This is a genomic window from Pseudomonas sp. TZ252 (genome assembly GCF_056110345.1).
In genome coordinates this window covers 4,276,109-4,301,106 of the sequence record NZ_CM148566.1, presented here as the reverse complement: position 1 = coordinate 4,301,106, position 24,998 = coordinate 4,276,109, and the positions used below count along the sequence as shown (strand labels likewise).

General features: G+C 66.3%; 22 protein-coding genes. 4 read left to right on the top strand and 18 right to left on the bottom strand.

Translation table 11 applies throughout. From position 1 onward, the window contains the following. Positions 1-7 precede the first annotated feature (7 nt). Entirely contained in the window at positions 8-595 is a 588-nt protein-coding gene (locus tag ACYAF3_RS19885; RefSeq protein ID WP_003119682.1) for a GNAT family N-acetyltransferase, read from the bottom strand. Positions 596-860: 265 nt separating this feature from the next. Between ACYAF3_RS19885 and ACYAF3_RS19880 the strand changes: the two genes are divergently transcribed. Beyond that, the gene (locus ACYAF3_RS19880; RefSeq protein ID WP_003117605.1) at positions 861-4,340 is read left to right on the top strand and encodes a PAS domain-containing hybrid sensor histidine kinase/response regulator; all 3,480 of its coding nucleotides are present in this window, start codon (positions 861-863) and stop codon (positions 4,338-4,340) included. Positions 4,341-4,347: 7 nt separating this feature from the next. Here ACYAF3_RS19880 and ACYAF3_RS19875 read toward each other — a convergent pair whose 3' ends face one another. Together ACYAF3_RS19875 and ACYAF3_RS19870 are read right to left on the bottom strand one after the other, a co-directional pair. After that, complete coding sequence (locus ACYAF3_RS19875; RefSeq protein ID WP_003158328.1) at positions 4,348-8,694, bottom strand: DEAD/DEAH box helicase; 4,347 nt, start codon at positions 8,692-8,694, stop codon at positions 4,348-4,350. Positions 8,695-8,762: 68 nt separating this feature from the next. Next, positions 8,763-9,146, bottom strand: coding sequence for a hypothetical protein (locus ACYAF3_RS19870; RefSeq protein ID WP_003091614.1), 384 nt, complete (start codon positions 9,144-9,146; stop codon positions 8,763-8,765). A 166-nt stretch (positions 9,147-9,312) separates the two neighbouring features. On the opposite strand from ACYAF3_RS19870, the gene ACYAF3_RS19865 reads away from it, so the two are divergent. Next, complete coding sequence (locus tag ACYAF3_RS19865; RefSeq protein WP_003091615.1) at positions 9,313-9,600, top strand: hypothetical protein; 288 nt, start codon at positions 9,313-9,315, stop codon at positions 9,598-9,600. Between the two features lie 78 nt (positions 9,601-9,678). On the opposite strand, the gene ACYAF3_RS19860 is transcribed toward ACYAF3_RS19865, so the two are convergent. The 13 genes from ACYAF3_RS19860 to ACYAF3_RS19800 form a co-directional block, all read right to left on the bottom strand. Further along, the gene (locus ACYAF3_RS19860) at positions 9,679-10,008 is read right to left on the bottom strand and encodes a YnfA family protein (RefSeq protein WP_003111657.1); all 330 of its coding nucleotides are present in this window, start codon (positions 10,006-10,008) and stop codon (positions 9,679-9,681) included. After that, the gene (locus ACYAF3_RS19855) at positions 10,005-10,427 is read right to left on the bottom strand and encodes a hypothetical protein (protein WP_003091617.1); all 423 of its coding nucleotides are present in this window, start codon (positions 10,425-10,427) and stop codon (positions 10,005-10,007) included. The genes ACYAF3_RS19860 and ACYAF3_RS19855 overlap by 4 nt, the downstream gene beginning before the upstream one ends. 232 nt (positions 10,428-10,659) lie before the next feature. Further along, a complete protein-coding gene (locus ACYAF3_RS19850; protein ID WP_003091619.1) occupies positions 10,660-11,472 on the bottom strand; it encodes an SDR family oxidoreductase in 813 nt (270 codons plus the stop codon). A gap of 125 nt (positions 11,473-11,597) precedes the next feature. Continuing rightward, positions 11,598-11,897, bottom strand: a complete 300-nt coding sequence (locus ACYAF3_RS19845) for a hypothetical protein (RefSeq protein ID WP_003091621.1) — start codon at positions 11,895-11,897, stop codon at positions 11,598-11,600. A gap of 168 nt (positions 11,898-12,065) precedes the next feature. Continuing rightward, positions 12,066-13,388, bottom strand: coding sequence for an outer membrane porin OprP (oprP, locus tag ACYAF3_RS19840; protein ID WP_003119678.1), 1,323 nt, complete (start codon positions 13,386-13,388; stop codon positions 12,066-12,068). Positions 13,389-13,846: 458 nt separating this feature from the next. Beyond that, positions 13,847-15,163 carry an outer membrane porin OprO gene (oprO, locus tag ACYAF3_RS19835; protein WP_031632533.1) on the bottom strand — a complete coding sequence of 439 codons (1,317 nt, stop codon included), beginning with the start codon at positions 15,161-15,163 and terminating at the stop codon, positions 13,847-13,849. A gap of 246 nt (positions 15,164-15,409) precedes the next feature. Beyond that, the gene (locus ACYAF3_RS19830) at positions 15,410-16,000 is read right to left on the bottom strand and encodes an HvfX family Cu-binding RiPP maturation protein (protein ID WP_003117603.1); all 591 of its coding nucleotides are present in this window, start codon (positions 15,998-16,000) and stop codon (positions 15,410-15,412) included. Positions 16,001-16,002: 2 nt separating this feature from the next. Beyond that, a complete protein-coding gene (locus ACYAF3_RS19825; protein WP_003114075.1) occupies positions 16,003-16,737 on the bottom strand; it encodes an HvfC family RiPP maturation protein in 735 nt (244 codons plus the stop codon). Beyond that, the gene (locus tag ACYAF3_RS19820) at positions 16,734-17,588 is read right to left on the bottom strand and encodes an HvfB family MNIO-type RiPP peptide maturase (RefSeq protein ID WP_003114074.1); all 855 of its coding nucleotides are present in this window, start codon (positions 17,586-17,588) and stop codon (positions 16,734-16,736) included. Before ACYAF3_RS19820 ends, ACYAF3_RS19825 begins: the two co-directional genes overlap by 4 nt. A gap of 18 nt (positions 17,589-17,606) precedes the next feature. Further along, complete coding sequence (locus tag ACYAF3_RS19815; RefSeq protein ID WP_003091625.1) at positions 17,607-17,921, bottom strand: HvfA family oxazolone/thioamide-modified RiPP metallophore; 315 nt, start codon at positions 17,919-17,921, stop codon at positions 17,607-17,609. A 405-nt stretch (positions 17,922-18,326) separates the two neighbouring features. Further along, positions 18,327-18,566 (bottom strand): anti-sigma factor family protein, encoded by a 240-nt coding sequence (locus ACYAF3_RS19810; RefSeq protein ID WP_003091627.1) that lies wholly within the window; start codon positions 18,564-18,566, stop codon positions 18,327-18,329. Continuing rightward, the gene (locus ACYAF3_RS19805) at positions 18,560-19,171 is read right to left on the bottom strand and encodes an RNA polymerase sigma factor (RefSeq protein ID WP_073658302.1); all 612 of its coding nucleotides are present in this window, start codon (positions 19,169-19,171) and stop codon (positions 18,560-18,562) included. The genes ACYAF3_RS19810 and ACYAF3_RS19805 overlap by 7 nt, the downstream gene beginning before the upstream one ends. Positions 19,172-19,173: 2 nt before the next feature. Next, complete coding sequence (locus ACYAF3_RS19800; RefSeq protein WP_003104436.1) at positions 19,174-20,295, bottom strand: beta-ketoacyl-ACP synthase III; 1,122 nt, start codon at positions 20,293-20,295, stop codon at positions 19,174-19,176. 490 nt (positions 20,296-20,785) lie between these two features. On the opposite strand from ACYAF3_RS19800, the gene ACYAF3_RS19795 reads away from it, so the two are divergent. Then, a complete protein-coding gene (locus ACYAF3_RS19795; RefSeq protein WP_003091630.1) occupies positions 20,786-21,301 on the top strand; it encodes an ankyrin repeat domain-containing protein in 516 nt (171 codons plus the stop codon). 3 nt (positions 21,302-21,304) lie between these two features. On the opposite strand, the gene ACYAF3_RS19790 is transcribed toward ACYAF3_RS19795, so the two are convergent. Next, entirely contained in the window at positions 21,305-21,808 is a 504-nt protein-coding gene (locus ACYAF3_RS19790) for a cysteine hydrolase family protein (protein WP_003119669.1), read from the bottom strand. A 79-nt stretch (positions 21,809-21,887) separates the two neighbouring features. Between ACYAF3_RS19790 and ACYAF3_RS19785 the strand changes: the two genes are divergently transcribed. After that, entirely contained in the window at positions 21,888-22,301 is a 414-nt protein-coding gene (locus ACYAF3_RS19785) for a hypothetical protein (RefSeq protein ID WP_003104441.1), read from the top strand. Positions 22,302-22,339: 38 nt separating this feature from the next. On the opposite strand, the gene ACYAF3_RS19780 is transcribed toward ACYAF3_RS19785, so the two are convergent. Further along, on the bottom strand, positions 22,340-24,994 hold the full coding sequence (locus tag ACYAF3_RS19780; protein ID WP_073658301.1) for a T6SS phospholipase effector Tle1-like catalytic domain-containing protein: 2,655 nt from the start codon (positions 24,992-24,994) through the stop codon (positions 22,340-22,342). Positions 24,995-24,998: the final 4 nt, after the last annotated feature.

Below are 24,998 nucleotides of genomic sequence, written 5' to 3'. Positions count from 1 at the left end.
ACCGGCTTCAGCCGGTGAAGCTGGCTTCCAGCGCCGCCTTGACCTGAGGCCATTCGTGGTCGGTGATGCTGTAGACGAAGGTGTCGTCTAGCCGCCCGCCGGCCAGCCGCCGGTGGTTGCGCAGCACGCCCTCGCGCTGCGCGCCGAGCTTGTCGATGGCGCCCTGGGCGCGCAGGTTGCTCGCCGCCGTGCTGAGCTGCACGCGGACCATGCGCAGGTTGTCGAAGGCATGCTTGAGCATCAGGTACTTGATCATGCGGTTCAGGCCGCTGCCGTGCTGGGCCTGGTCGAGCCAGGTCCAGCCGATCTCGCAGGCCGGCAAGGCGGGAAGGAACTCGGCGAAGCGCGTGGTCCCGACCAGTTGCACACCGAGGCGGACGGCGAGCGGCAACGCCCTGCCCTCGCGCTGCTCGGCGAGGCTCTGGCGGTACCAGTCCGGCCGCGTCGGTCCGTCCATGTACTGCAGCGCCTCGCGGTTGGCTTCGGCGAGGCTCACCAGCTCGGGAATGTCCGCTTCCACCAGCGGCTCGAGACGCAAGGCTCCGCGCTGCAGGGTGATCGGTAGCGGCTTGAACATGGGCGCCCTCCTCGACATCGACGCAAAACTCCGCTCCCATCAGAGCGTAGCGGCCGCGTTTAGTGCCGCAGCCGAAACCGGCTACGATGAACGGACAGCCGGCCGCCGGGGCCGTCCGCGCTCACGCAGCCCGGCACGCTACCAACTCCGCGCGTCCGGCTCAAGCATGCGTGCGACCTTGGTCGCAGGCGGCCTGACGCGCGGGCCGACAAGTGCGAAACTGGCGCGAAAGCAAGACCCCCGCCTCACGCCAGCTTCACGCGGGGACATCATCGGAGTTCGCATGTCGCTGTCCATCGGGCTGATCGCCGTGGTCGCCCTGGTCTACATGGCCATCCTGTTCGCCATCGCCTTCTATGGCGACCGTCGCCGCACCCCGCTCTCTCCCCGCCTGCGCGCCTGGGTCTACAGCCTCTCCCTGGCAGTGTACTGCACCAGCTGGACCTTCTTCGGCGCGGTCGGCCAGGCCACCGACCAGCTCTGGTCGTTCCTGCCGATCTACCTCGGACCGGTGTTGCTGATGCTATTCGCGCCCTGGGTGCTGCAGAAGATGATCATGATCAGCAAGCAGGAGAACATCACCTCCATCGCCGACTTCATCGCCGCCCGCTACGGCAAGTCGCAGGCGCTGGCGGTGGTGGTGGCGCTGATCTGCATGGTCGGCGTGCTGCCCTATATCGCCCTGCAACTGAAAGGCATCGTCCTCGGGGTGAACCTGCTGATCGGCTCCGGCGCCGACTCCACCGGTACCCGCGCCCAGGACACGGCGCTGATCGTGTCGCTGGTGCTGGCGCTGTTCACCATCGTCTTCGGTACCCGCAGCCTGGATGTCACCGAACACCACCGCGGCATGGTCCTGGCCATCGCCTTCGAGTCGCTGGTCAAGCTCACCGCCTTCCTCGCCGTGGGCATCTTCGTCACCTTCGGCCTCTACGACGGCTTCGCCGATCTCTTCTCCCAGGCCCGCGCCGCGCCGCAGTTGGCCGACTACTGGGAAGAGACCGTGCACTGGCCGGCGATGCTGCTGCAGACCGGCGTGGCGATGACCGCGATCATGTGCCTGCCGCGGCAATTCCACGTCACTGTGGTGGAGAACATCGAGCCGCGCGACCTCAACCTGGCGCGCTGGGTGTTCCCCATCTACCTGGTGCTGGCCGCGTTGTTCGTGGTGCCGATCGCCCTCGCCGGCCAGTTGCACCTGCCCGCCGGGGTAATGCCGGACTCCTTCGTCATCAGCCTGCCGCTGGCCGAGGCGCACCCGGCGCTGGCCCTGCTGGCATTCATTGGCGGCGCCTCGGCCGCCACCGGAATGGTCATCGTCGCCAGCGTCGCGCTGTCGACCATGGTCTCCAACGACATGCTCCTGCCGTGGCTGCTGCGACGCCGGGAAAAGGACACCGAACGGCCCTTCGAGGCCTTCCGTCACTGGCTGCTGACCGTACGCCGGGTGAGCATCGCGGTGATCCTGCTGCTCGCCTACGTGGCCTACCGCCTGCTCGGCTCCAGCGCCAGCCTGGCGACCATCGGCCAGATCGCCTTCGCCGCCATCGCCCAGCTCGGCCCGGCGATGATCGGCGCGCTGTACTGGAAACAGGCCAACCGCCGCGGGGTCTTCGCCGGCCTCGCCGCCGGCTCGCTGCTGTGGGCCTATACGCTGGTCCTGCCGGTGGTGGCCAAGGGCCTCGGCTGGCCGCTGGAGCGCATCCCCGGCCTGACCTGGCTGGCAAGCAATCCCTTCGGCCTGCCGATCGAGCCGCTGACCCAGGGCGTGCTGATCTCGCTGGTCGGCAACTTCGCCCTGTTCGGCCTGGTCTCGGTGCTCTCGCGCACCCGCGTGTCCGAGCACTGGCAGGCCAGCCGCTTCATCGGCCAGGAGATCTCCCAGCGGCAGAACTCGCGCTTCATGCTCGCGGTGCAGGTGGAAGACCTGCTGATGCTCGCCGCGCGTTTCGTCGGCGAGGAACGCGCGCGGCAAAGCTTCATCCGCTTCGCCTACCGCCAGGGCAAGGGCTTCACCCCGAACCAGACCGCCAACAACGAGTGGATCGCGCACACCGAGCGCCTGCTCGCCGGGGTCCTCGGCGCGTCCTCGGCGCGGGCGGTGGTGAAGGCCGCCATCGAAGGGCGCGAGATGCAGGTGGAGGACGTGGTGCGGATCGCCGACGAAGCCTCCGAGGTGCTGCAATTCAACCGCGCCCTGCTGCAGGGCGCGATCGAGAACATCACCCAGGGCATCAGCGTGGTCGACCAGTCGCTGCGCCTGGTGGCCTGGAACCACCGCTACCTGGAGCTGTTCGAGTACCCGGACGGGCTGATCTACGTCGGCCGGCCGATCGCCGACATCATCCGCTACAACGCCGATCGCGGCCTGTGCGGGCCCGGCGATCCGGACATGCACGTGGCCAAGCGCCTGTACTGGATGCGCCAGGGCACTCCACACACCTCCGAGCGGCTGTTCCCCAACGGCCGGGTCATCGAGCTGATCGGCAACCCGATGCCCGGCGGCGGCTTCGTCATGAGCTTCACCGATATCACCGCCTACCGCGAGGCCGAACAGGGCCTCAAGGGCGCCAACGAGTCGCTGGAACAGCGGGTCCAGGAGCGTACCCAGGAACTCTCGCAGTTGAACCAGGAACTCAGCGAGGCGAAGAGCAACGCCGAGGCCGCCAACCAGTCGAAGACCCGCTTCCTCGCCGCCGTCAGCCACGACCTGATGCAGCCGCTGAACGCCGCGCGGCTGTTCTCCGCCGCCCTCGCCCACCAGGACGCGCTGCCCGGCGAGGTCCGCGACCTGGTGCAGCACCTCGACTCGTCGCTGCGTTCCGCCGAGGACCTGATCACCGACCTGCTGGACATCTCGCGCCTGGAAAGCGGCCGGGTCAGCGCCGAACGCAACCCGTTCCCGCTGAACAACCTCTACGATGCCCTCGGCGTCGAGTTCAAGGCGCTGGCCCAGGAACAGGGCCTGCATTTCCGCCTGCGCGGCAGCCAGCTGCGGGTGGACAGCGACATCAAGCTGCTGCGGCGCATCCTGCAGAACTTCCTGACCAACGCTTTCCGCTACGCCAAGGGCCACGTGCTGCTCGGCGTGCGCCGCGAGGACGGCTACCTGCGCCTGGAAGTCTGGGATCAGGGGCCGGGCATCCCCCCGGACAAGCAGAAAGTCATCTTCGAAGAGTTCAAGCGCCTGGACAGCCACCAGACCCGCGCGGAGAAAGGCCTCGGTCTCGGCCTGGCGATCGCCGACCGGCTCTGCAAGGTCCTCGGCCATCCGCTGGAGGTACGTTCCTGGCCGGGCAAGGGCAGCGTCTTCAGCGTCCGCGTACCGCTGGCGCGGCAGGCGCCGCCGGCCCTGGCCAACGGCCACAAGGCCGAACCGGCGCAAGCGCTGAACGGCGCCCAGGTGCTCTGCGTGGACAACGAAGACAGCATCCTCGCCGGCATGAACAGCCTGCTCAGCCGCTGGGGCTGCCAGGTCTGGACCGCGCGCAGCCGCGAGGAATGCGCCACGCTGCTGGACAGCGAGATGCGCCCGCAACTGGCGTTGATCGACTATCACCTGGACGACGGCGAGACCGGTACGCAATTGATGGCCTGGCTGCGTACGCGCCTGGGCGAGCCGGTGCCGGGCGTGGTGATCAGCGCCGACGCGCGGCCGGAACTGGTGGCGGAGATCCACGCCGCCGGCCTCGACTACCTGTCCAAGCCGGTCAAGCCGGCCGCGTTGCGGGCCCTGCTCAGCCGCCATCTGAGCCTGCGCTGAGCGGGCCTCAGTGACGGCGGATCAGCAGCGCACGGATCTGCTGCGCGGTCTCGCCGTCGACTTCCGCGAGCATCCGCACCTTGCCGGCTACCAGCGCCGCCAGCGGCGCTCCGTCTCGATAGAGCAGGCGGTTGCCGGTCACCGCCGGCACCCGTTCGCCGGGTAGTAGGCCGCCGACCAGGTTCAACGGATCGACTGCCGACACCACCAGCATCGCCCCATCCGGCGGTCGCTTGCGCACCTCGCGCAACAGGCCGACCGCTTCCGCCAAGGCGAACTGCTCGCCGGCCAGGCCGGCGATGAAGCGCCCGCCGCGAATCTCGCCGCGCGCTTCCAGGCGATGGTAGACGCGCAGCAACTCGCGCCACGGCGGCAGCCAGTCGGCCTCGCGCTCCAGCAGGCGCCAGGCGACCACCCCATAGCGCCGCAGCAAGGTCCGGGCGACATGTTCGAGAACCTCCGCCGGCAAACGCTGCCCCGCCTCTTCCGCCTTCGCCCGGCGCAGCGGCGCCCAGCGCCCGGCGTCCTGCATGCCGCCCGGCAGGCCGCGCGAGCGGCGCTCCTGGCGGCTGCGCTTGTCCGCCGGCATCAGCAGGGTGCGCAGCCCGGCGAAGCTGTCGGCGTTGACCCGGCCGACCGAGACCAGCTCGCCGAGGGCGTTCTCCAGCTCGCTGCGCAGCAGGTGGGCATCCTGGCTCAGTTCGTCGAAGAACGATGCACCCTGCTCGCGCAGCACCTCCAGTACCCTGGCCGCGCGCGGCGACAGTTCCGGCTCCGGCGCGTCGCGCTGCAGGACGCTCCAGAGCCCCAGCTCGCGGCGCGGCAGGAGCACGATCGGCGCGCTGCGCAGCGGACCGCCGGCGGCCTTGCTGCGTCCGGCCAGGCGCGCCCAGACGATGCGTCCGGAACGGCACAGCTGGTCCAGCCAATGGCTGGCGTAGTCGGCCACCCGCGCTGCCAGCAGTTCGCTTTCCCAGGCGGCCGCCGCGGCCTGGAAGCCTTCCAGCTGCTCGACCACCGTAGCCAGGGACTCCGCACCCCGGCCACGGGTGCCCGGCGCCAGGCGCTGCCAGTCGAACAGGAAACGCATGAAATCGGCGCGCTCCACCGGCTCGATTTCCCGGCGCAGGCGCTTCACCGTATAGCGATGGATGCGCGCCAGCAGATGGCGTTCGCACCACTCCTCTTCCGTCGCGCCAGGACTGAAGCGGCCACGCAGCACATAGCCTTCGCGCTCCAGGGCGGCCAACGCGTACTGCTGGTCGGCCAGGCCGATGCCCAGGTCGGCCGCCAACTGCCCGGCCGTGCGTGGCCCGAAGCCACCCAGGCGGGCGCGGGTCAGCTCCACGGTCGCCGCTTCCGCCGAGTCCGGCGGCGGATAGCCGCGAGGCGCCTGGAAAGCGTCGGGCACCTTCGCCGCGGGATGCACCAGGCGCATCGCCGGCAGGCGCTCCGCCGCCAGCCAGAGAGTGCTGCCTGCGCAGTCCAGGCGTCCGGCGCGGCGTTGCTCCGACAGTTGCGCAAGCCATTCCCCCCAGCCCGGATTGGCCTCGGCCTCGCCCGAGGTGAGGAAGCCCAGGCTGTTCAGCGCCTCATGCATCTCGTCGGCGTTGCGCGCTTCCGGCCAGGCCTCGCCACGCACCGCCTCGATCGCCTCAAGGTCCAGGGCGCCGAGGTCGTCGGCGGACTCGGGATCGCTCCAGCGGCGATTCTGTACCGCCTGGGTACGCCGCTCCTCCAGCGGCGCATCGTCGAGATAGGCGTAGGGACGCGCGGTGAGTATCTCCGCCGCCAACGCCGAAGGCGCCGGCAGGTCGCGCGCCAGCAAGTCCACCGCGCCGCTCTCCATGTCGCGCAGCAGGGCCAGCCAGCCCTCGCAATCCATCGCCTCGTGCAGGCAGTCGTCAAGGGTCTGCGCCACCAGCGGGTGATCGGGCACCTCGCGCTCGCCGACGATATTCTCCAGGCACGCCACCTGGTCGGGGAACACGCTGGCCAGCAGATCCTCGCTCTTCATCCGCAGCAGTTGCGGCGGCACCTTGCGACCGCCGGCATAGCGCGGCAAACCGAGCGAGGTGGTCAGGTTCCAGCGCCAGCGCACGCCGAACAGCGGCGCGTCGAGCACGGCCTGTACCAACAGGTGCTCGGCGCTCGCCGAATGCAGGTAGCGCCAGACCTCGTCGAGGGGAAAGCTGTGGCTGGTGGACAGCGAGAGGATGATCGCGTCCTCGGTGGCCGCCGCCTGCAGCTCGAAGTTGAAGCTGCGGCAGAAACGCTTGCGCAGCGCCAGGCCCCAGGCGCGGTTGAGGCGGCTGCCGTGGGGACTGTGGATGATCAGTTGCATGCCGCCGGATTCGTCGAAGAAGCGTTCCATCACCAGCCGCCGGCTCCCGGGCAGGCCACCCAGGGCCTGGCGGGCGCGGGCCAGGTACTCGACGATCTGCCGCGCGGCGCCATCGTCCAGCCCGAGGGTGGCGCCGAGCCAGGCGATGGCTGGCTCCAGCCGCTGCCCTTCCGGCAATGCCTGGCCTTCGCCGAGCAGCTCGTCGAGGGTGTCGCGCAGGCGCGCCACGCTGGCCGACAGCTCGTCGCTGCGCCCCGGCGCCTCACCCAGCCAGAACGGAATGTTCGGCGGCTGGCCCTGGGCGTCCTCGACCCGTACCCGTCCCGGCTCGATGCGGATGATCCGGTACGAGGTGTTGCCCAGCTGGAACACATCGCCGGCCAGGCTCTCCACCGCGAAATCTTCGTTGACCGTCCCCACCAGCAGGCCCTGCGGCTCCAGCAGCACGCTGTAGTCGCCGGTATCGGGAATGGTCCCGCCCGAGGTCAGCGCGGTCAGCCGCGCGCCACGGCGGCCACGGAGCAGGCCGTTGAGCGCATCGCGATGGAGATAGGCGCCGCGCACGCCGAGGCGTGAGTGGTAGCCCTCGGCAAGCATCCGCAGGACTTCGTCGAAGCGCTCGCGCTCCAGCCCGGCGTAGGGTTCGGCGCGGATCACCAGCCGATAGAGGTCGTCCTCGCGCCACTCCTGGCAGGCCACTTCGGCGACGATCTGCTGCGCCAGCACGTCCAGCGGCTGGCGTGGCAGCACCAGGCTGTCCAGCTCGCCACGGCGCACGCTGTCGAGCAGCGCCGCGCATTCCACCAGGTCGTCGCGGGAGGTCGGGAACAACCGGCCCTTGGGGGTGCCGCCGACACTGTGCCCGGAACGCCCGACCCGTTGCAGGAAGGCGGCGATGGAGCGCGGCGACGACAACTGGCAGACCAACTCGACGTCGCCGATATCGATGCCCAGCTCCAGCGAGGCGGTCGCCACCAGTACCTTCAATTGCCCGGCCTTGAGGCGCTGCTCGGCATCCAGGCGCAGCTCCTTGGCCAGGCTGCCGTGGTGGGCCGCCACCTGGCGGCTGCCGAGGCGTTCGGCGAGGAAGCGGGTGACCCGCTCGGCCATGCGCCGGGTGTTGACGAACACCAGGGTGGTGCGGTGCTCGCCGGCCAGGTGCGCCAGGCGGTCGTAGACCAGCTCCCAGGTGTCGTTGGACATCACCGCTTCCAGCGCCACCGGCGGTACCTCGATGCCCAGGTCGCGGGGGCGCGTATAGCCGATGTCGACGATCCGGCAGGCCGGATCGCGCGGATTGCCGCTGGCGCCGACGAGGAAGCGCGCGACCTTCTCGATCGGTTTCTGCGTGGCGGACAGCCCGATCCGCAGCAGCGGTCGCGGACACAGCGCCTGCAGGCGCTCCAGCGACAGCGCCAGGTGGCTGCCGCGCTTGCTGCCGGCCAGGGCATGGATCTCGTCGACGATCACGCTGCGCACCCCGGCAAGCATCTGCCGGCCCGACTCCGAGCCGAGCAGGATGTACAGCGATTCGGGCGTGGTGACCAGGATGTGCGGCGGGCGCTTGCGCATCGCTCCGCGTTCGACCTGCGGCGTATCGCCTGTGCGCACCGCGCTACGGATATCGACGTCGGGCAGGCCGAGACGCGCCAGTTCCTCGCGGATGCCAGCCAGCGGTTGCTCCAGGTTGATGCGGATGTCGTTGGACAGCGCTTTCAGCGGCGAGACATAGACCACCTGGGTGGCATCCGCCAACTCGCCGCCGGCGGCCAGCCCCTCCACCACCAGGGCATCGATGGCGGCGAGGAAGGCGGTCAGGGTCTTGCCCGAACCGGTGGGCGCGGCGACCAGGGTCGAAAGCCCCTCGCGGATCGCCGGCCAGGCCTCGACCTGGGCCGGCGTGGGCGCGGCGAAGTGGCGTTCGAACCACTGGCGGACGGCGGGATGGAACTCCGCCAGGGGCCGCGGAGCCGGCTCGGCGCGGCGGGCGGAAGAGGATGAAATAGGCATCATGCTCCGCACTATGGTGGCGCCGCGGGCGACTCACAAGCCCCGCCGATCGCCCGTCGGGCGCAGTTTCAGAGCCCGGCGACGAAACGGTCGAAGCGCTCGGCGTGCAGCGCTTCGCTGCCGTTCTCCTCGAGCAGCCGGCGAGCCTCGGCGGCCTTCGGCGTCTCGCCGCCGATCAGGCCGAGCAGGCGCTCGCCGCGCGGCGTGAGGACGAAGTTCTCGCCATTGCCGCCCTGCTCTTCCGGACGCGGTTCGATGAAGCCGCCCTCCAGCAGGATCGCCTCGTAGTCGGCGGCCTTCTGCTTCAACGCATCCATGTCGCCGACCCGCTGCCCGGCCTGGGAGCGTTCCTCGGCCAGGCGTTCGGCATGGGCGCGCGGGGCGAAGTTCTCATGGGCGGACTGCCGGACCTCCAGCAGCAACCGTTCGACCAGATCCCAATCGTGAGTCATGGCATACCTCCTGCGGCATAAGCAACGAGGGTCCTTCGCACCCTCTCTATGCGTGCGACCCGCAACCCGCCGCGAGGGTTCGAATCGGTCGCCGTCCGGCGTTGCGGCTGAACTTTGTCGGCTCGACCGGGCTCCACCGCTCAGGACCACCCCACAGGAGTACGCCATGAAACCGCTTTTCGCCCTCGCCAGCGCCTGCGCCTTGCTGGTCGCCACGCCGGTCTTCGCCTGTTCCGAAGCGGAGGCGGAAAAGATGGGCAAGGAAGTCGCCACCAAGGTCGCCTCGATCACCCAGAAGAACCCGCAACGGGCCAGGGAACTCAACGAGCAGTTGCGCCAGCGCCAGGAAGCCCGCTCGGAACAGAACCGGCCGAGCGATTGCGATGCCTACGCGCAGATGCTCAAGGAACTGGATCAGGAAAAAGGTGACGTACAGCGCAACACTTCGCAGTGATCCGCCGGTTCGGGGTGCGGCGGCCCGGGACGGCGGGGACCGGCGCCCGTGACGGGCGCGCCACCCACCCCGCCTGAGTCACTGAGACAGGCGCGGGCCGAACAGCACGACGCTGGCACCGACCACGCACAAGGCCACGCCCAGCCAGTCGCTCCATAGCGGCCGCGAGCGCTCGACGAAAGCCAGCCAGAACAGCGACGCGGCGACGTAGATGCCGCCATAGGCGGCATAGGCGCGGCCGGCGTAGCTGGCCTCCACGCGGGTCAGCAGCAAGGCGAACAGGGTCAGGCTGAGCAGGCCGGGCAGCACCCACAGGGCGCTCTTGCCCAGCCGCAGCCAGAGATAGAAAGCGTAGCAGCCGGCGATCTCGCAGAACGCCGCGAGGACGAACCAGAAGTAGTTGATCACCGCCGCCCGCCCTCCCGCTCCCAGGCGCAGCGGACCTGCAGGTCGCTCTCCTGGGGGGTATGGAAGCCACGCTCGGACTCCCAGCGAAAGGTATGGCTGCCGTTCACTTCGGTCTCCAGGTGGACCACCGCGCTGGCCCAGTAGAGGCGCCTGAGCAACGCCTCGAACTGCTCGACCCACAGGCTCCACTCGTATTCGATGGCCTGGTAGCTGGCACCGAAGTGGATGATCTGGGTCTGGTAGAGCCCGGCCCCGGACTGCTCGCAGCGGCTGAACATCTCGCGTCCGAGGAACGGCCAGGCCTCGCCGCCCGGCAGGCTGTCCAGCACGCGGCGGTTGGCGGCACGACGCATGCGCCGCTCCATCGAATCGCCCGGCCAGTCGCGGATGCAGCCATAGACGATGGATTCAGACTCCACAGGGGTACTCCAGAACAGAACGGACTCGCAGAGGCAGCCTTCTAGCACAGGGCGCGAGGGCGGAAAAGCAAAAAGCCTCGCAAATGAGCGAGGCTTCTTGTGGGGTCCAACGTACTTCGGCAGGCAGGCCGGTGACTCAAGCTACTCGATCGCACCGCCTTGGGCAAGCACTATCTGCGCCGCACCGCAATGGTGCAAAGCCGCGCCCCTGCTGGCCTGCAGCCATTTCCACTCAGGCCTGGCGCTGACGCTTGGCCTGCATCTTGCCGGCCATCGCGGTCATCTCGTCATAGATCGCCTGGGGATTCTGCTGCTTGATCCTCCAGGCCATCCGCGCCTGCTCGTGGGGCAGGATCAGGAAACTGCCCTTGGCCACTTCGGCGTGGATGTAGTCGGCGATGTCGGCGGCGCTGATCGGCGAACTCTCCAGCAACTTGCCGACCTGGTGCTTCATCTCGGGGCTCGGGCCGCGGAAAGAGTCCAGCAGGTTGGTCTGGAAGAACGAAGGACAGACCACATGGACGCCGACCTCGACCAGCGCCAGCTCTACCAGCAGGCTTTCCGAAAGCGCCACCACCCCGGCCTTGGCCACGTTGTAGTTGCTCATCGCCGGGCCCTGCATCAACGCCGCCATCGAGGCGATGTTGACGATCTTGCCCTTGCTTCGCTCCAGCAACGGCAGGAAGGCCTTGCAGCCCTTGACCACGCCCATCAGGTTGATCGCGATCTGCCAGTCCCAGTCCTCCAGGGACAACTCGCCGAAGAAGCCGCCGGAGGCCACCCCGGCGTTGTTGACGATGACGTCGATGCCGCCGAACTTCTCCTCGCAGCTCTGCGCCAGCGCGGTCAGTTGACTGTAGTCGCGTACGTCGCAACGCTGGGTAAAGCCATCGCCACCCGCCTCGCGCACCAGTTTCAGGCTTTCCGCCAGGCCGGCTTCGTTGACGTCGGCCAGCGCCAGGCGCCAGCCGTCACGCGCCCAGCGCAGGGCGATTTCGCGCCCCAGCCCGGAGCCGGCACCGGTGATCATCATGCGGTTTTGCATAGGGGGTCCTGCCTTCCTGTTCGTGTGATGAAGGCCAGTGTAACCAAGGGTTTCAGCGCCCTCCGGCTAAATCAGGAAGCTGAATGCCTCGGGCAAACCCGGACATGCCGGGCCGCGCGAGGGGCTCAGGCGAGCAGCAGGACGCAGAGCTTGCCCAGGACCAGGGCGATGCCGCAGGAAACCAGCAGGTAGGAGGCGCCATCGAGACGCCGGCGGTACAACTGGGCGAAGGAACCCACGTGATGCTGCAGGACGAACATTCCCAGTGCCACCAGGATCGCCGGGATCAGGAAGACGAATTGCCAGAAGTGTTCGACCGCCAGCGTCGCTTCGCCGTCGTCCGCGAGCAGCAGGGCGCCCCCCAGCAACTGGCCCAGCAACAGCAGCCCCCCGACGCCAATACAGGCACGTCCCCAGCCGATCATCAGTCCCTCCCAGAGCGTTTCCGAGGGACCAGCATAGCCAGATGCCGCCATGCGATCTGTGCCCTGGGTCAAGCTGGGCGGCCCGCCCGGACATCCACCAGGCAATTTCATGACGCGGGTAACATCCTGCGGAAACGAGCCCCGCCCGCCGGACGGGGCCCGAGCGCCTCAGAACACGTACTGCAGGCGCATCACCAGGCCATCGCCGCTATCGTCACCGTTGGCATTGCTGATCTTGTCGGTCTTCGCCTTGACGTAGTTGGCGGAAACCTTCACCGCCTCGTTGGCGTACCAGTTGACGCCCAGGGTATGGGTCTTGCCCTTGGCGTCGCCGACCTCGCGGGTGGCGCTGTCGACGACGATGTTGTCATCCTCGACCTTGATCGAGTCGTAGCGGTAGAACAGCTCCCAGGCGCCGATTTCCTTGTTCTCCGGCTTGATGGTGTCGAACTTGGCGCCGTCCAGCTTGTAGAGGCGCGGCTCGCCGGTGAGGGTGTAGGCCAGTTGCGCGTAATAGCCGGAGGCCTTGAGATCCTCGCGGTCGCGCTCGGCCTTGACCGTGCGCCGCAGGTACTCGGCCTGGGCCGAGAAGGCACCCAGCGCCCAGGCGCCTTCCAGGCCCCAGACCGAGTCGTCCTTCCACAGCCCCTCGACTGCCGAACTGCCGCCGAACAGACCGCGGTTGCCATTGCTGCCGGCATCGTTGCCGCCATTGGTGGAGACGCCGCGCATGCCCATGCGCGGGCGGATCCGGGTATCCACCGCGCTGTCCTCCAGGTCGCGATAGGCGTATTGCAGGCCCAGGTGCACCACGTTGCCCGGCTCGTGCAGCGGCGCGAACACGCCGCGCAGGTTGTAGCGCTTGACGCTGTCGCCGTCGGTATCGTTGTTGTTCTCGCTGAACACGCTGCCCGAGAGGAAAGCCATGCCGCCCACCACCGAGCTGGCTTGGATACCGGTACCGACGTTGTCGTTGACCCAGTCGGCGATGTCGTAGGTGAGGTTGCGCTCCAGCGCGGTGACCCATTTGGAGCTGGTGGCCTTTTCCAGGCCGAAGTCGGTGTAGAAGCGGCCGAACTTCAGGTTGACCGGGTTGAAGCCGGTATAGGTGACCGAAGCTTCGTCAAAGTAGCCGGCGCTGTCGTTGCCGACGTTGCGCGACAGGTCGTAGTTGATCTGGTACTTCCAGTCCCGGTAGGCGGTGCCGCCGAACTCCAGGTAGGCGCGGCGGAAGTAGGCGGCATCGGCGGTATTGCCGTTGTTCGTGTAGTAGCCGTCGAAGCGGCCGTAGTCGGCCTGCAGGCGGCCGCCGAGCTTGAAGCTGAATTCCTTGTCGGTGGTGGCGACTTCGAGGCCGCCCTTGGTCTTGATCACGATGTCGGCACCGTCGGTGGTCACGGTCCCGGCCAGGCTCTGCGCGGAAATCGCCAGGCCCAGCAAACTCCAGGCAACACTGCTCCCCACCCCTTTGCACGAGTGTCTGCGAATCATCAGGTAAGTCCCCTGTTCGGATTTCGAATGGTCTTGAGCAGCGCGGAAACGGCCGGTTCTATCGCCGGCCGGCGCTGCTGGAGGGGGATCATCTGGATGGGTTGTGACAGCGAGACTGCAAAGCGCGAAAGCTTTTGTGACAGGCAGCCGGATAGCGCCTGGATGAGGCCGTCGGATAAGGGCGCAAGCCTAGAGGCATCAGGTCCGGGCGACAGATGTAACAGTTTGTTTCATATATTGCGGCAACCTTGCGAAGATTGCATGACTGCAATGAAAACCAAGAGTTTCTGCCGATAACCGTCTGGCTTTCGGATATTCCTGCCAGTACCTGCGGGTAGACCTGTAACGAAAGAAAGACCCGGTTGCAGGCTGCCAACATCGCCACAACCGGGTAAGGAAGCGATTAAAAAGACCTCGCCGGAGCGAGGCCGAAAACAGGAGCAGATCGTTGTCGCTTCTTAGAACACGTACTGCAAACGGGTCACGAAGCCGTCGCCGTCATCGTCGCCATTGTTGTTGGTGATCTTGTCGGTCTTCGCCTTGACGTAGGCCGCGCTGATCTTCACCGCATCGTTGACGTACCAGTTCACGCCCAGGTTGTGGGCCTTGGCCTTGGTGTCGCCGACTTCGCGAGTGGCGGTATCGGCGACCACGTTGTCGTCTTCCACCTTGATGTTGTCGTAGCGGTAGAACACTTCCCAGGCGCCGATTTCCTTGTTTTCCGGCTTGACGGAGTCGAACTTGGCACCTTCCAGCTTGTACTGGCGGGACTCGCCGGTCAGGGTGTAGGCCAGTTGCGCGTAGTAACCCTTGGCCTTGATGTCCTTGTAGGCGTTGTCATCGGCCTTCAGCTTGCGTGCCAGGTATTCGGCCTGGGCCGAGAACGGGCCCATCGCCCAGGCGCCTTCCAGGCCCCAGACGCTATCGTCCTTGTAGGAACCGGCCGGCGAGTTGGAGACACCGCCGAAGGTCGCGCGGTTGCCGTTGTCACCGGCGTCGTTGCCGCCGCTGGTGGCGATGCCGCGCATGCCCAGGCGCGGACGGATGCGCGAGTCGAAGGCGGTGTCGTCGAGGTCGCGGTAGGCATAGTTCACGCCGACATGGAGAACATTGCCGGCTTCGTGCATCGGCGCGAACACGCCGCGGAAGTTGAACTGCTTGACGCTGTCGCCGTCGCTGTCGTCGGCGTCCTTGGCGGATACGCCGGCGGACAGGTAGGCCATGTCGGCGAAGGTCGAGTTGACCTGGGCGCCCATGCCGTCCTGGTGGGTGTTGATCCAGTCGGCCAGTTCGTAGGCGGCGTTACGCTCGGGAGCGGTCACCCACTTGGAGCTGGTGGCCTTTTCCAGGCCGAAGTCGGGGTCGAAGCGACCGAACTTCAGGTTGACCGGGTTGAAGCCGGTGTAGGTGACCGAAGCTTCGTCGAAATAGCCGTTGTCGGAGCTGCCGGTGTTGTGCGACAGGTCGAAGTTGATCTGGTATTTCCAGTCCTTGTATGCGGTGCCGCCGAGTTCGATGAAGGCGCGGCGGAAGTAGGCGGCGTCGGCGGTGTTGCCATTCTTGGTATAGAAACCGTCGAAACGGCTGTAGTCGGCCTGCAGGCGACCGCCCAGCTTGAAGCTGAATTCCTTGTCGGTGGTGGCGACTTCGAGGCCGCCCTTGGTCTTGATCACGATATCGGCGCCGTCGGTGGTCACGGTGCCGGCGAACGCCTGGGCAGATACGGCCAGAGCCAGAGCGCTGGCAACGAAGCCGAGCGAGTGCTTACGGATCATCGAAGATTTCCCCTTAATGGTGTGTGCATTGGCAACACGCGAGTGCCTGGCTACAGCGCGCCCCTTGTTCCGCGCTGGCCGTAAGGCGGCCCCTTTGTGTTGGGGGGAATCTTGGCGATGGCAGATTGCAGCCAAATTGCATGGAGATAAATGTTTCATTACAGAGGAACTTTTTATCTCCAATGCGAATAAAGCGAAAAGCCCTCTACTACGGGCCTTTCGGGTTATTCGATATGGGTAGAAATCTCAGCGCAATTTTCGAGCAATCCAGAAGTCAGCAGAAAGCCACTTGCCGGCGCCGCCGAAGAACAGCGCGAGCAACATCACCAGGTAGGTCGCGGCGAACTCGATGCCGTTGTTGACGATGGCGAAGCTTCCGCTCGACGTCAGCCAGTCGTAGTTGCCGTATTCGCGCAGGATTTCCCGGGCTCGCGCCAGCTTCTCGCCAGCCTCCAGCACCTGGGCGTTGGCGAACGGCGCGGACGGATCGGCGATCGCCTGCCAGCCGTTCGGCCAGTGCACGGCGAAGATCGCTACCAGCATGGTCACCATCAGCGGCAGGCTGATCCAGCGCACGGCCAGGCCGCACAACAGCAACACGGCGCCACCGGCCTCGCTCAGCGCGGCGAGCCAGGCCAGCAGTTCGGGAAACGGCAGGCCGAGTCCCCAGTCGGGATTGCCGAACCACTCGATGGTGGCCGGCATGTCCGCCAGCTTCTGGCTGCCGGCCATCCAGAACACCGGCGCCAGGTACAGGCGCAGCGCCAGCGGGGCGAGGAAATCCGCTCGACGGGTGACGTCGAGGGCATGCTGTAAACGCAGGAAGACAGTCTTCATCATCACTCCAGAGCGCCCTCGCCCATGAGGATGCCCTGGGCGTGCCAGTCCTCCAGCAAGGCGAAGGCATTTTCGAAATACTCCACGTCGGCGCTCAGGCCGCAGCTTCCGGCCAACTCGCGCAACAACGGCAGCAGCGCCACCGGCGCCTCGCCCTCCTCGCTCAGGCGCTGCGCGAGGCGATAGGCGAATGGCGACAGGTGCAGGAAGCGCACCCGCTCCGCCGGATCGCGCCAGACCAGCAGGCAGGTCGGCTCGGCCGGCGGCTCCATCGGCCGATGGCTCGGCCCCAGGCGATGGACCGGCCAGCGATAGGCCAGCGGCCAGGCCAGTGGCGACCACGACCAGGCCTGCGGCAGCGTCTCGACAGGCGCCTCGGCCAGCGACAGGGCCAGCTCGACCCACTCGTAGTGAGCCAGCTCCAGCAGGAAGGGCGGATCGCCCTCCTCCGCGCGGTAGCCGTCCTGCAGCCAGCCGATGAACTCCTCGCCCAATTGGCTGAAGTACGGTGTGCGGCAGCGATGCTCGCGCATGAAGGCACGCACCAGGCGATGCCAGCGCGGCTCGTCGAACAACTGGCGCAGGACCGGGAAACCGCTGCTGATGAAACCGTCCAGGTTGTTGAAGAACAGTTCCTCGTAGATCGCCATGCGCTCCGTCGCGATGCCGGGCGGCAAGGCCTGCTGCGGATCGCGGATACGTGCGGCGAAACGCCGTTGCAAGGTCGTGTGGTTCATGTGCCGTACCCCAGGCTGCGCAGTTGCGCTTCACCGCTGCGCCGCTGCAGCTCGCGGATGCGATCGGTTTCGGCATACAGCTCGCTCAGTGGCGGGAGGTTGAAATCGCGCTCCAGCAGCGTCGGGCGTTCGCCATGGCAGGCATAGGCATGTGCCAGCAGTTCCCAGACCGGATCGCAGACCGGCGCGCCATGGGTGTCGATCTTCAGGCTGGCGCCCTGTTCGTCGTGCCCGGCCATGTGCAGGTAGGCGATCCTCCGGCTGGGCATCGCGGCGATGTAGGCGTGTGCGTCGAAACCGAAGTTGCAGGCGTTGACGTAGACGTTGTTGACGTCCAGCAGCAATTGGCAATCGGCTTCCTCCAGTACCGCGCGGACGAAATCGACCTCTTCCAGCTCGCCCGGCAAGCGCGCATACGCCGAGACGTTCTCGACGATCAACGGCCGCTCGAGGACGTCCTGTACCACCCGGACCCGTTCGGCGACCCGGCGCACCGATTCGTCGCTGAACGGTAGCGGCATCAGGTCGTAGAGCTGGCCGTCGTCGGCGCAGGCCGACAGGTGCTCGCTGTAGGCACGGATGTCATGCTGCTCGATGAAACCCTTGATCGCGCGCAGCAACGACATGTCCAGCGGGGCGTAGCCACCGAGGTTGAGAGACAGACCATGGCAGAGGAACGGCAGGCGCTCGGTCAGCTCGCGGAACTGGCGGCCGAGACGGCCGCCGATGCCGATCCAGTTCTCCGGAGCGACCTCGAGGAAGTCGACCCGGACCCCATCGCCGGCGCCGAGCGGCTCCAGCAGCGCGCGACGCAGGCCTAGCCCGGCGCCGCTGACGAATTCCCGTTGCATGGTCCGTCTCCTCAGGCCTTACGACTTCTTCTTGTCGGCGCCGCAGTTGCCTTCGCCGGCCTTCTTCTCGCCACCGCAGGAACCTTCCTTGGCCTTGCGATCCGCACCGCAGCTGCCTTCATGACCGGCCTTGGAGGCTTCGCGCTTGCCCTTGTCGGCACCGCACTTGGCCTCGCCGCAGGAACCTTCCTTGGCTTTCTCGGCGGCAGCCACGCTGTAGCCGCTGCTCAGCTCCTGCACGGCGAAGGGATTCTGCGCGGCATGCGCGCCGACACTGGCTACGCCGAGCAGAGCAGCGCCGACGACGGAAGAAGCGAGGGAAATCTTTTTCATGGGTAACTCCTGAAGTTGGTAGCGGGCGCCGGTATGGCGTCCTCGCTCCAATGGACGGAGCACCCCTGGCGGCGTTACAGCGGAGTCGAAAAAAATTTCCCGTCCCTTTGCCTGAACTCAGGGATTGCCCCTGCTGGAGAAATATCGGTCGGCGATATTCGCCAGGTCCCAGGCGTTCTCCTCAACTTCGGATGCTCGCCCAGCGAAACGGATTGCCGCCCCTCCGTAGGGTGCATATCGCGCAGCGATATCCGCCAAGCCCAGCCACACTCCTCGACCTCGTCACGCGGAAGGGAGAGCCACCCATGCCAGGCCGGGTTCGGTTCGCCCACGCCGGATAGCGGAAACGAAAAAGCCGCCGCCCACGAATCGCGGGCGGCGGCTTGGTGTCGAGGATACCCCGGCTCAGCGCCGCGCGGCGTCCTTGCGCAATTCGGAGAGATGCGCGGCCAGACGGTCGAGTTCCGGCCCCTGCCCCTCCGGCAGATGGCGCACGGTCGCCTGGGTCAGGCGCATCTGGCGGATGAAGCGCCGGCAATGCCGGCACATGAGCAGGTGGCTGCGCACCGCCAGTTGTCCGCGGAAGTCCAGTTGCCCATCGAGAAAGTCGCTGGACCGGGCGACCAGTTCCTTGCAACTCAGCATTGGCCGGTCTCCTCGAAATGCTCCAGGGTGGCGAAGACCTTCAGGCGGGCGCGATGCAGCAGCACCCGGACATTGGAAAGCGTGATATCCAGGAGATCACGGATTTCCTCCAGCTCCAAGCCCTGGCGTTCGCGCAGGGTCAGCACGCTGCGCTGCAGCTCGGACAGACCGTTGAGGGTCTTGTCCAGGCAATCGCGCAGTTCGCCCTCGGCGAGCAGGGCTTCCGGCGAATCCTCGTGCCAGGCGTGCGGCGGCTGGCTCCAGTGACCGTCGGCGGCAAAGCGCTGGTCATCCACCGTACCATGGGGCCCCGGCAGGTCGTCGAGGAAAACTTCCCGGCGAACCTGGCGCAAGCGGCTCTTGGCGGTATTGGCGGTAATGGTCAGCAGCCAGGTCTTCAGGCTCGAACGCCCCTGGAACCCGTCCAGCCCGCGAACCGCCGCGAGCCAGGCGTCCTGCACCACTTCCTCGGTATGCGATCTGCCGATGATCGCCCAGGCCACGGCCCGCATGGCGCCCTGGTAGGCGCCAACCAGCTCGCGGAAGGCTCGCTGCTCGCCGGCCAGCAGGCGCGGCAGCAGCTCGGAGTCGGTAGGCGCCGCCACGATCAGTGTTTACGCAGGATCACGCTACCGATCGAGTAACCGGCGCCGAACGAGCTGAGCACCCCGATGGCGCCGCTGGGCAGGTCATCCTGGTGCTTGTGCAGGGCGATCACCGAGCCGGCGGAACTGGTATTCGCGTAGCTGTCGAGGATCACCGGCGCCTCGTGCGCCTCGGCGTCGCGGCCGAGCAGCTTGCGGGTGATCAGCAGGTTCATGTTCAGGTTGGCCTGGTGCAGCCAGAAGCGCTTGACCTCGGCGACCTGGATTTCATTGGCCGCCAGGTGCTCGCCGATCAGCTCGGCGACCATCGGGCAGACATCCTTGAACACCTTGCGGCCTTCCTGGACGAACAGCTTGTCGCGCTTGCCGATACCGCTCTCGTCGGCGCGGTTGAGGAAGCCGAAGTTGTTGCGGATGTTGTTGGAGAACTGGGTCAGCAGCCTGGTGCTGACGATGTCGAACTGGTGCTTCGACACGGCCAGGTCGGCGCGCTCGACGATCACCGCGGTGCAGGCGTCGCCGAAGATGAAGTGGCTGTCGCGGTCGCGGAAGTTCAGGTGGCCGGTGCAGATCTCCGGGTTGACCATCAGGATCGCCCGCGCCTGGCCGGTCTGGATCGCGGTGGTGGCGGCCTGGATACCGAAGGTGGCCGAGGAGCAGGCCACGTTCATGTCGTAGCCGTAGCCCTGGATGCCCAGCGCGGCCTGCACCTCCACCGCGATCGCCGGGTAGGCGCGCTGCAGGTTGGAGCAGGCGACGATCACCCCGTCGATGTCGGCGGCGCTGCGGCCGGCACGCTGCAGCGCCTCCCTGGCGGCGGCCACGGCCATCTCGCAGAGGATCGACCACTCGTCGTTGCTGCGCTCGGGAAGGTACGGAACCATGCGCTGCGGGTCGAGGATGCCTTCCTTGTTCATCACGAAGCGGCTCTTGATGCCGGACGCCTTCTCGATGAACGCCGAGCTGGACTCGGCCAGCGCCTCCAGTTCGCCCTTGGCGATGGCCTCGGCGTGCTGGTCGTTGTACTGGCGCACGAAGGTATTGAAGCTCTCCACCAGCTCATCGTTGGAGATGCTGTAGGGCGGAGTATAAAGACCGGTTCCGCTGATGACGGCTTTATGCACAGTTGTTCCTCTTCTCTCGCTGGGCCGCCGTCGAACGGGGCCGATTAGGCATAGCGGTGCCCGCCTGGGGCCGGCACCGGAAACGGGTTCGCTCGCGGCGATGCCGGGCGCTCTACGAAAAGACGTTGGCGACGCGCTTTCGTACAGGGCCCGGGCAAGGTCGGCCATTGCGCAGTGTGCCACCGCCTCGCTTCGGCAAGCGCGCGCACCGCTCAGTGGTATCGAAGGCGCCAAGGATATTCCAGAGTGCGCGCCGGGCACAGCCGATAGGCGCACGATCGGTTTATTTTCCCCGTTTTCGCCACCGATATCCGTATCGAACTGTAAAGACGACGCAACCAGGCCGGCTTCCGGTCACAGCAGGCTGGCACCTTCCCACCCCAACCATCGATTGAATTTGCCAACCCGCCCCATAGGCAATGCTCAACAGCCCACCTCGGCAAGGCCGCCTATCATTCGGCAAACCCGGTATTCACAAGGAAGCAGCCCCATGACCGATAGCCCTCGTCCAGAACTGGATATGGAAACCCAGGAGTTCGTCCACCAGCTGTTCGACCTGGCCCGCCAGGGCAACAGCCAGCGCCTCGAGCAACTGCTGCAACAGGGCCTGCCGCCGAACCTGCGCAACCACAAGGGCGACAGCCTGCTAATGCTGGCCAGCTACCATGGCCACGCCGACACGGTACGCCTGCTGCTGGCCTACAAGGCCGACCCGGACCTGCGCAACCTGGCCGGGCAGACACCGCTGGCCGGCGCTGCGTTCAAGGGCGACCTGGCGATGGTCGAACTGCTCCTCGCCGGCGGCGCCGACGTCGAGGGCGCCTCGGCCGACGGCAAGACCGCACTGATGATGGCGGCCATGTTCAACCAGGCCGAGGTCGCCGCCAGCCTGCTGGCCCACGGCGCCCGTCGTGACGCCCAGGACGCCGCCGGGCTGACGCCGCTGGCGGCGGCGCGGATGATGAATGCCGAGGCCACGGTCGCGCTGCTCAGCCGGCCCCACTGAGCCTCAATCCGCCAGCACCTCGGCCAGGCTGACGACCTGGCCGAAATGATGCTTCCACAGGCGCACACCCAGCTCCCCCGAGCGATCCAGCGAGGAGCCGAGCACCAGGTCGCCGATCAGGGTCGGTTGCAGGCCGGCGTCGAACAGGGCGAAGCCGGCGGCGAGCACGCAGGTGTCGGCCTGGATGCCGCATACCAGCACCCGTTCCGCTCGCAGCGCACGCAGATGGTCGACGAGTTCCGCCGTCGGCAGGTAGCCATGCTTGACGAAGACCCGGTCGGCCGCCACCAGGCAGGCATCGTCGAGCGGCGGTCGCCAGCCGAGCTGGCGCTGGAACGGCGTACGGGATTCGTCATGGCGCTCGACGCTGGCCACCGAGGGCATCCGCCCGAGCAGTTGGCCGATGCCTTCCAGCAGCCAGTCCGGCGGGGCGAAACAGGGTTGCACGTCGACGATCAGCAGGGCCTGGCGCATCGGTAGTCGGCTCCGGAAGAACAGGCCAGGCATTCTAGCCCACTCCGCCCCGTCGCTCCGCGCTCCAGCGAAACTGGGCTAGCCTGAGGGAACCTTTCGACGGAGAGCCTTCATGCGCCCGATGTACGCCGTAGCGATCCTTTTCCTCCTGGCCGGCTGTTCCTCGGTTCCCGCCGAGAAGACCCGGGCGATCCCCGCCGAACGCCTGCTCGGCTACCAGCAACCGGTGAGCGGTGGCGGCCGGCTGGAAGTCCACCGCGACTATGGCTACCTGGGCGGCGGCTGCTACGTGGCGTTCCTTATCGACCGCCAGGTCGCCGCGCGCATCGGCGTCGGCGAGGAAGCCAGCTTCCAGGTGCCGGCGGGCGAGCATGTGGTCGGTATCGGCATCGATACCCAGGACGACACTCTCTGCGGCAAGGGCCTGCTGAACCGCGAGCTGAGAACCCGGATCGCCGCGGACGGCAACGCGCGCTTCCGTATCGTCAGCGAGGCCAGCAGCGGGTTCGACATCCGCACCGAATGATCCGGGGCGACAGGTCGGCCGCGTTCGCCGGTCGAGGTTCAAAGCGATTCCATCAGGTCCTTGCCGCGCTGCAGCCAGCCCGGCGCCGAGCCGGGGCCCGGCGGTTGCGCCCGCTCCGTACCCATGTCCTGCAAGGCCTGCTTCGCCTCGGCGAGCCAGGCCGGGGTCGCCGCCGCGGGCGCCTGGGTGAGTTCGGCCTTGGCCACCAGCCCGGCCAGGCTGCCCAGGTCGCGCGCCTTGAGCGCCTCCACGGTCTGCTGAGCCAGCAGCACCTGCTGCAATGCGGGCGATTGCACCGCCGCGACCGCTAGCGGCGGCGGTGGCGGCAACTGGCCGATCTGCTCGACCTTGTCGCCAGGCTCGCGGGTGAAGGCCCGCAGGTTGTCCAGCGCCGCCCCGCCGACCATCGGCAAGGCGATCCCGGTCAGCGGGTCGAAGGCGCTGATCTCCGGCAGGCCGACCTTGCCGCTCAGCAGCGGACGCGCCAGCGATGGCAGGAACAGCCCGAGCAGCATCCGCGGATCGCGGCGCTTGACGCTGAGGCCGACGCTGGCCAGCATCACCCCGACGCCCACCACCCGCCCGGCGGTGGCCAGCACCGAGAGCCGCTTGTTCGACTCGTTATCGAAATGCACCAGGCGATAGCGGAAGTAGTCGGTGAAGGGTTCTCGCGGGCCTATCGCCGAAGTGTTCATGAACCAGGCGCGGGAGTCGTGCACCTGTTCGTCGAACAGCGCCACCAGCTTTTCCTGGCCCGGCGCCACCCGGTCGGGAGCGCTGAACAACTGGTGGTAGCGCGCGCTACCGTCGCGGTGGATCTGGCTGTATTCCTCGGCTTCGTCTTCCTCGTTGATCAGGAATACGGTGCCGCCGAGCAGCAGGTCGATCACTCCGCCCACCGTCATGCCGTCGTCGAGCACGCCCCAGTCGCCCTTGTAGTCATGGGCGAATTCGGCGGCGGCGCCGAGTAGTTGGCGCTGGTCCAGCGGCGGATCGAACTGCTTCTCCACCCGCAGGTCGCGCAGTTTGTCCTCGCCGCCGATCAGCGCCACGTTGCGATCCCACTCCGCCTGTTCGGCGGCGCTCATCGGCGGGAGCGGCTCGCCCTGCTGGGCGGCCGCGTACTCCCGGCTACGCCGCTTGTGCAGGGCCTCCCAGGCCTTCTGCTGGGCTTCCGGCATGTCCGGCGGGACATTGGCGAAGAACGCCTTGTTGCGCAGCCCGCCGGCATAGCGGTCGATGCGCCAGGCGGTGATCAACGCGGTCTCGCGACGGATCACCTCTTCCAGGGGGCCGGCCTTGGCCTGGGCTTGGGCCTGCCAGGCGTTGAAACGGGTGGCGAGTTCTTCGGAGACGCTGAACTCCGCTTCAATCTTGGGCACCATTACCCGCCAATCTTCATGAAAGTCTGGATGGACGGCAGGTGCTGGAACTTGCAAAGGAGCACCTGCCTCGAAAGCCTCCGCATACATATGCTGCAACGCTATCTGGGATAGTAGAAATTCCGAACCTCCCACAGCTTTCCCCTGGTTGCCGACGCCATAACCGCCACCAACATCCGAGTGAACACCAGGATAAGCATATTCCACCGTCCACTTCCGGTAGCAGGAGGGCCCCGTCCGACGTCCGTTGGCATCCATGTCACGACGGCGGATCGAATCGAGTGGAAAACTGGCACGCTGCTCATGACAGGAAACCAGATGCACGCAACGTTTCAGAAAAGAACAGTCTTCCGGCAGGATGGTCGGCAGGCACTGGGAGAGGGCCTCATCGGGCAGGCGCATGGTGTCATCGGCCCAATCCATATGCCCGGCAGCGAACGGCGCACTATCCGCCAGCCCAACTGCCGCCACGGTATCGAAAAGGCCGAGGAACTCGATCGAGATCGGCAGACCGGCAAAGCGATATTCCACCCGACCATCGGCATCGCTGACCCGGGTTAGCTCCTGCAGCCAGTTGGCAAAGGCTCGTGCTTCTGCCGCCCCACGGGAGAATCCGTAGACATACAAGCGCATGGCCAGGATATGCGGTTTCTGTCCAGAGTTCTGACGCTGTCGAAGCTTTTCTTCCAGTTCCTTGAGTTTTGGCTCCAAGGCAGCTCGGCGTTTTTTCTCGCCGTTTTCCAATAAACCACCAGTGAGCGTACTGACGGTCCAGTTAGTGGACATTTCTTCTACTAGGTCCTGAACCTCATTTAGTTTAAGCCTACTTTTTAATAAAGTATAGAAAAGAGCATCAACTAACTGAACCAGCCCCCAGTTTATTCGATTTTCGCCTCCCTCAGCACCAATTAACCCCATGTTTGAAGGCGTAAATTCTTTAATATCCGGAAACACCGTACCCACACCTGGGCAATAGTACTTAAAAATCCCCCTACTGTTTATATCATCGCCGCTCCCAATACTTGCATGAATTAGCCTAGCGACATTACTGCAAGATGGAGAAACCGATGAACCATCAGCCTTATCGTTATTATTAGTCCCATCAAAACCAAGTGTAATATGGATAGCTTTACAGCAAGGCGCACCACCGACTACGTCACCTTCAGAAAGCCTTTTTTGCTCTTGCGCCCTTGAAAAAACCCGTTCATCACTCTGCTGCTTTAATATATTTTCTGATAATTTTTTAGAATCATAAATCAGGCGCCCTGCCACAGGATGGGTGGGTGCTATATGAAATCCAAAATTAGGCATCTTC

Excerpts from the sequence above, each read along its gene's own strand:
- ACYAF3_RS19885 (WP_003119682.1), bottom strand. The coding sequence starts at position 595 with ATGTCGAGGAGGGCGCCCATGTTCAAGCCGCTACCGATCACCCTGCAG.
- ACYAF3_RS19880 (WP_003117605.1), top strand. The coding sequence starts at position 861 with ATGTCGCTGTCCATCGGGCTGATCGCCGTGGTCGCCCTGGTCTACATG.
- ACYAF3_RS19875 (WP_003158328.1), bottom strand. The coding sequence starts at position 8,694 with ATGCCTATTTCATCCTCTTCCGCCCGCCGCGCCGAGCCGGCTCCGCGG.
- ACYAF3_RS19870 (WP_003091614.1), bottom strand. The coding sequence starts at position 9,146 with ATGACTCACGATTGGGATCTGGTCGAACGGTTGCTGCTGGAGGTCCGG.
- ACYAF3_RS19865 (WP_003091615.1), top strand. The coding sequence starts at position 9,313 with ATGAAACCGCTTTTCGCCCTCGCCAGCGCCTGCGCCTTGCTGGTCGCC.
- ACYAF3_RS19850 (WP_003091619.1), bottom strand. The coding sequence starts at position 11,472 with ATGCAAAACCGCATGATGATCACCGGTGCCGGCTCCGGGCTGGGGCGC.
- ACYAF3_RS19845 (WP_003091621.1), bottom strand. The coding sequence starts at position 11,897 with ATGATCGGCTGGGGACGTGCCTGTATTGGCGTCGGGGGGCTGCTGTTG.
- oprP (WP_003119678.1), bottom strand. The coding sequence starts at position 13,388 with ATGATTCGCAGACACTCGTGCAAAGGGGTGGGGAGCAGTGTTGCCTGG.
- oprO (WP_031632533.1), bottom strand. The coding sequence starts at position 15,163 with ATGATCCGTAAGCACTCGCTCGGCTTCGTTGCCAGCGCTCTGGCTCTG.
- ACYAF3_RS19830 (WP_003117603.1), bottom strand. The coding sequence starts at position 16,000 with ATGAAGACTGTCTTCCTGCGTTTACAGCATGCCCTCGACGTCACCCGT.
- ACYAF3_RS19825 (WP_003114075.1), bottom strand. The coding sequence starts at position 16,737 with ATGAACCACACGACCTTGCAACGGCGTTTCGCCGCACGTATCCGCGAT.
- ACYAF3_RS19820 (WP_003114074.1), bottom strand. The coding sequence starts at position 17,588 with ATGCAACGGGAATTCGTCAGCGGCGCCGGGCTAGGCCTGCGTCGCGCG.
- ACYAF3_RS19815 (WP_003091625.1), bottom strand. The coding sequence starts at position 17,921 with ATGAAAAAGATTTCCCTCGCTTCTTCCGTCGTCGGCGCTGCTCTGCTC.
- ACYAF3_RS19810 (WP_003091627.1), bottom strand. The coding sequence starts at position 18,566 with ATGCTGAGTTGCAAGGAACTGGTCGCCCGGTCCAGCGACTTTCTCGAT.
- ACYAF3_RS19795 (WP_003091630.1), top strand. The coding sequence starts at position 20,786 with ATGACCGATAGCCCTCGTCCAGAACTGGATATGGAAACCCAGGAGTTC.
- ACYAF3_RS19790 (WP_003119669.1), bottom strand. The coding sequence starts at position 21,808 with ATGCCTGGCCTGTTCTTCCGGAGCCGACTACCGATGCGCCAGGCCCTG.
- ACYAF3_RS19785 (WP_003104441.1), top strand. The coding sequence starts at position 21,888 with ATGCGCCCGATGTACGCCGTAGCGATCCTTTTCCTCCTGGCCGGCTGT.
- ACYAF3_RS19780 (WP_073658301.1), bottom strand. The coding sequence starts at position 24,994 with ATGCCTAATTTTGGATTTCATATAGCACCCACCCATCCTGTGGCAGGG.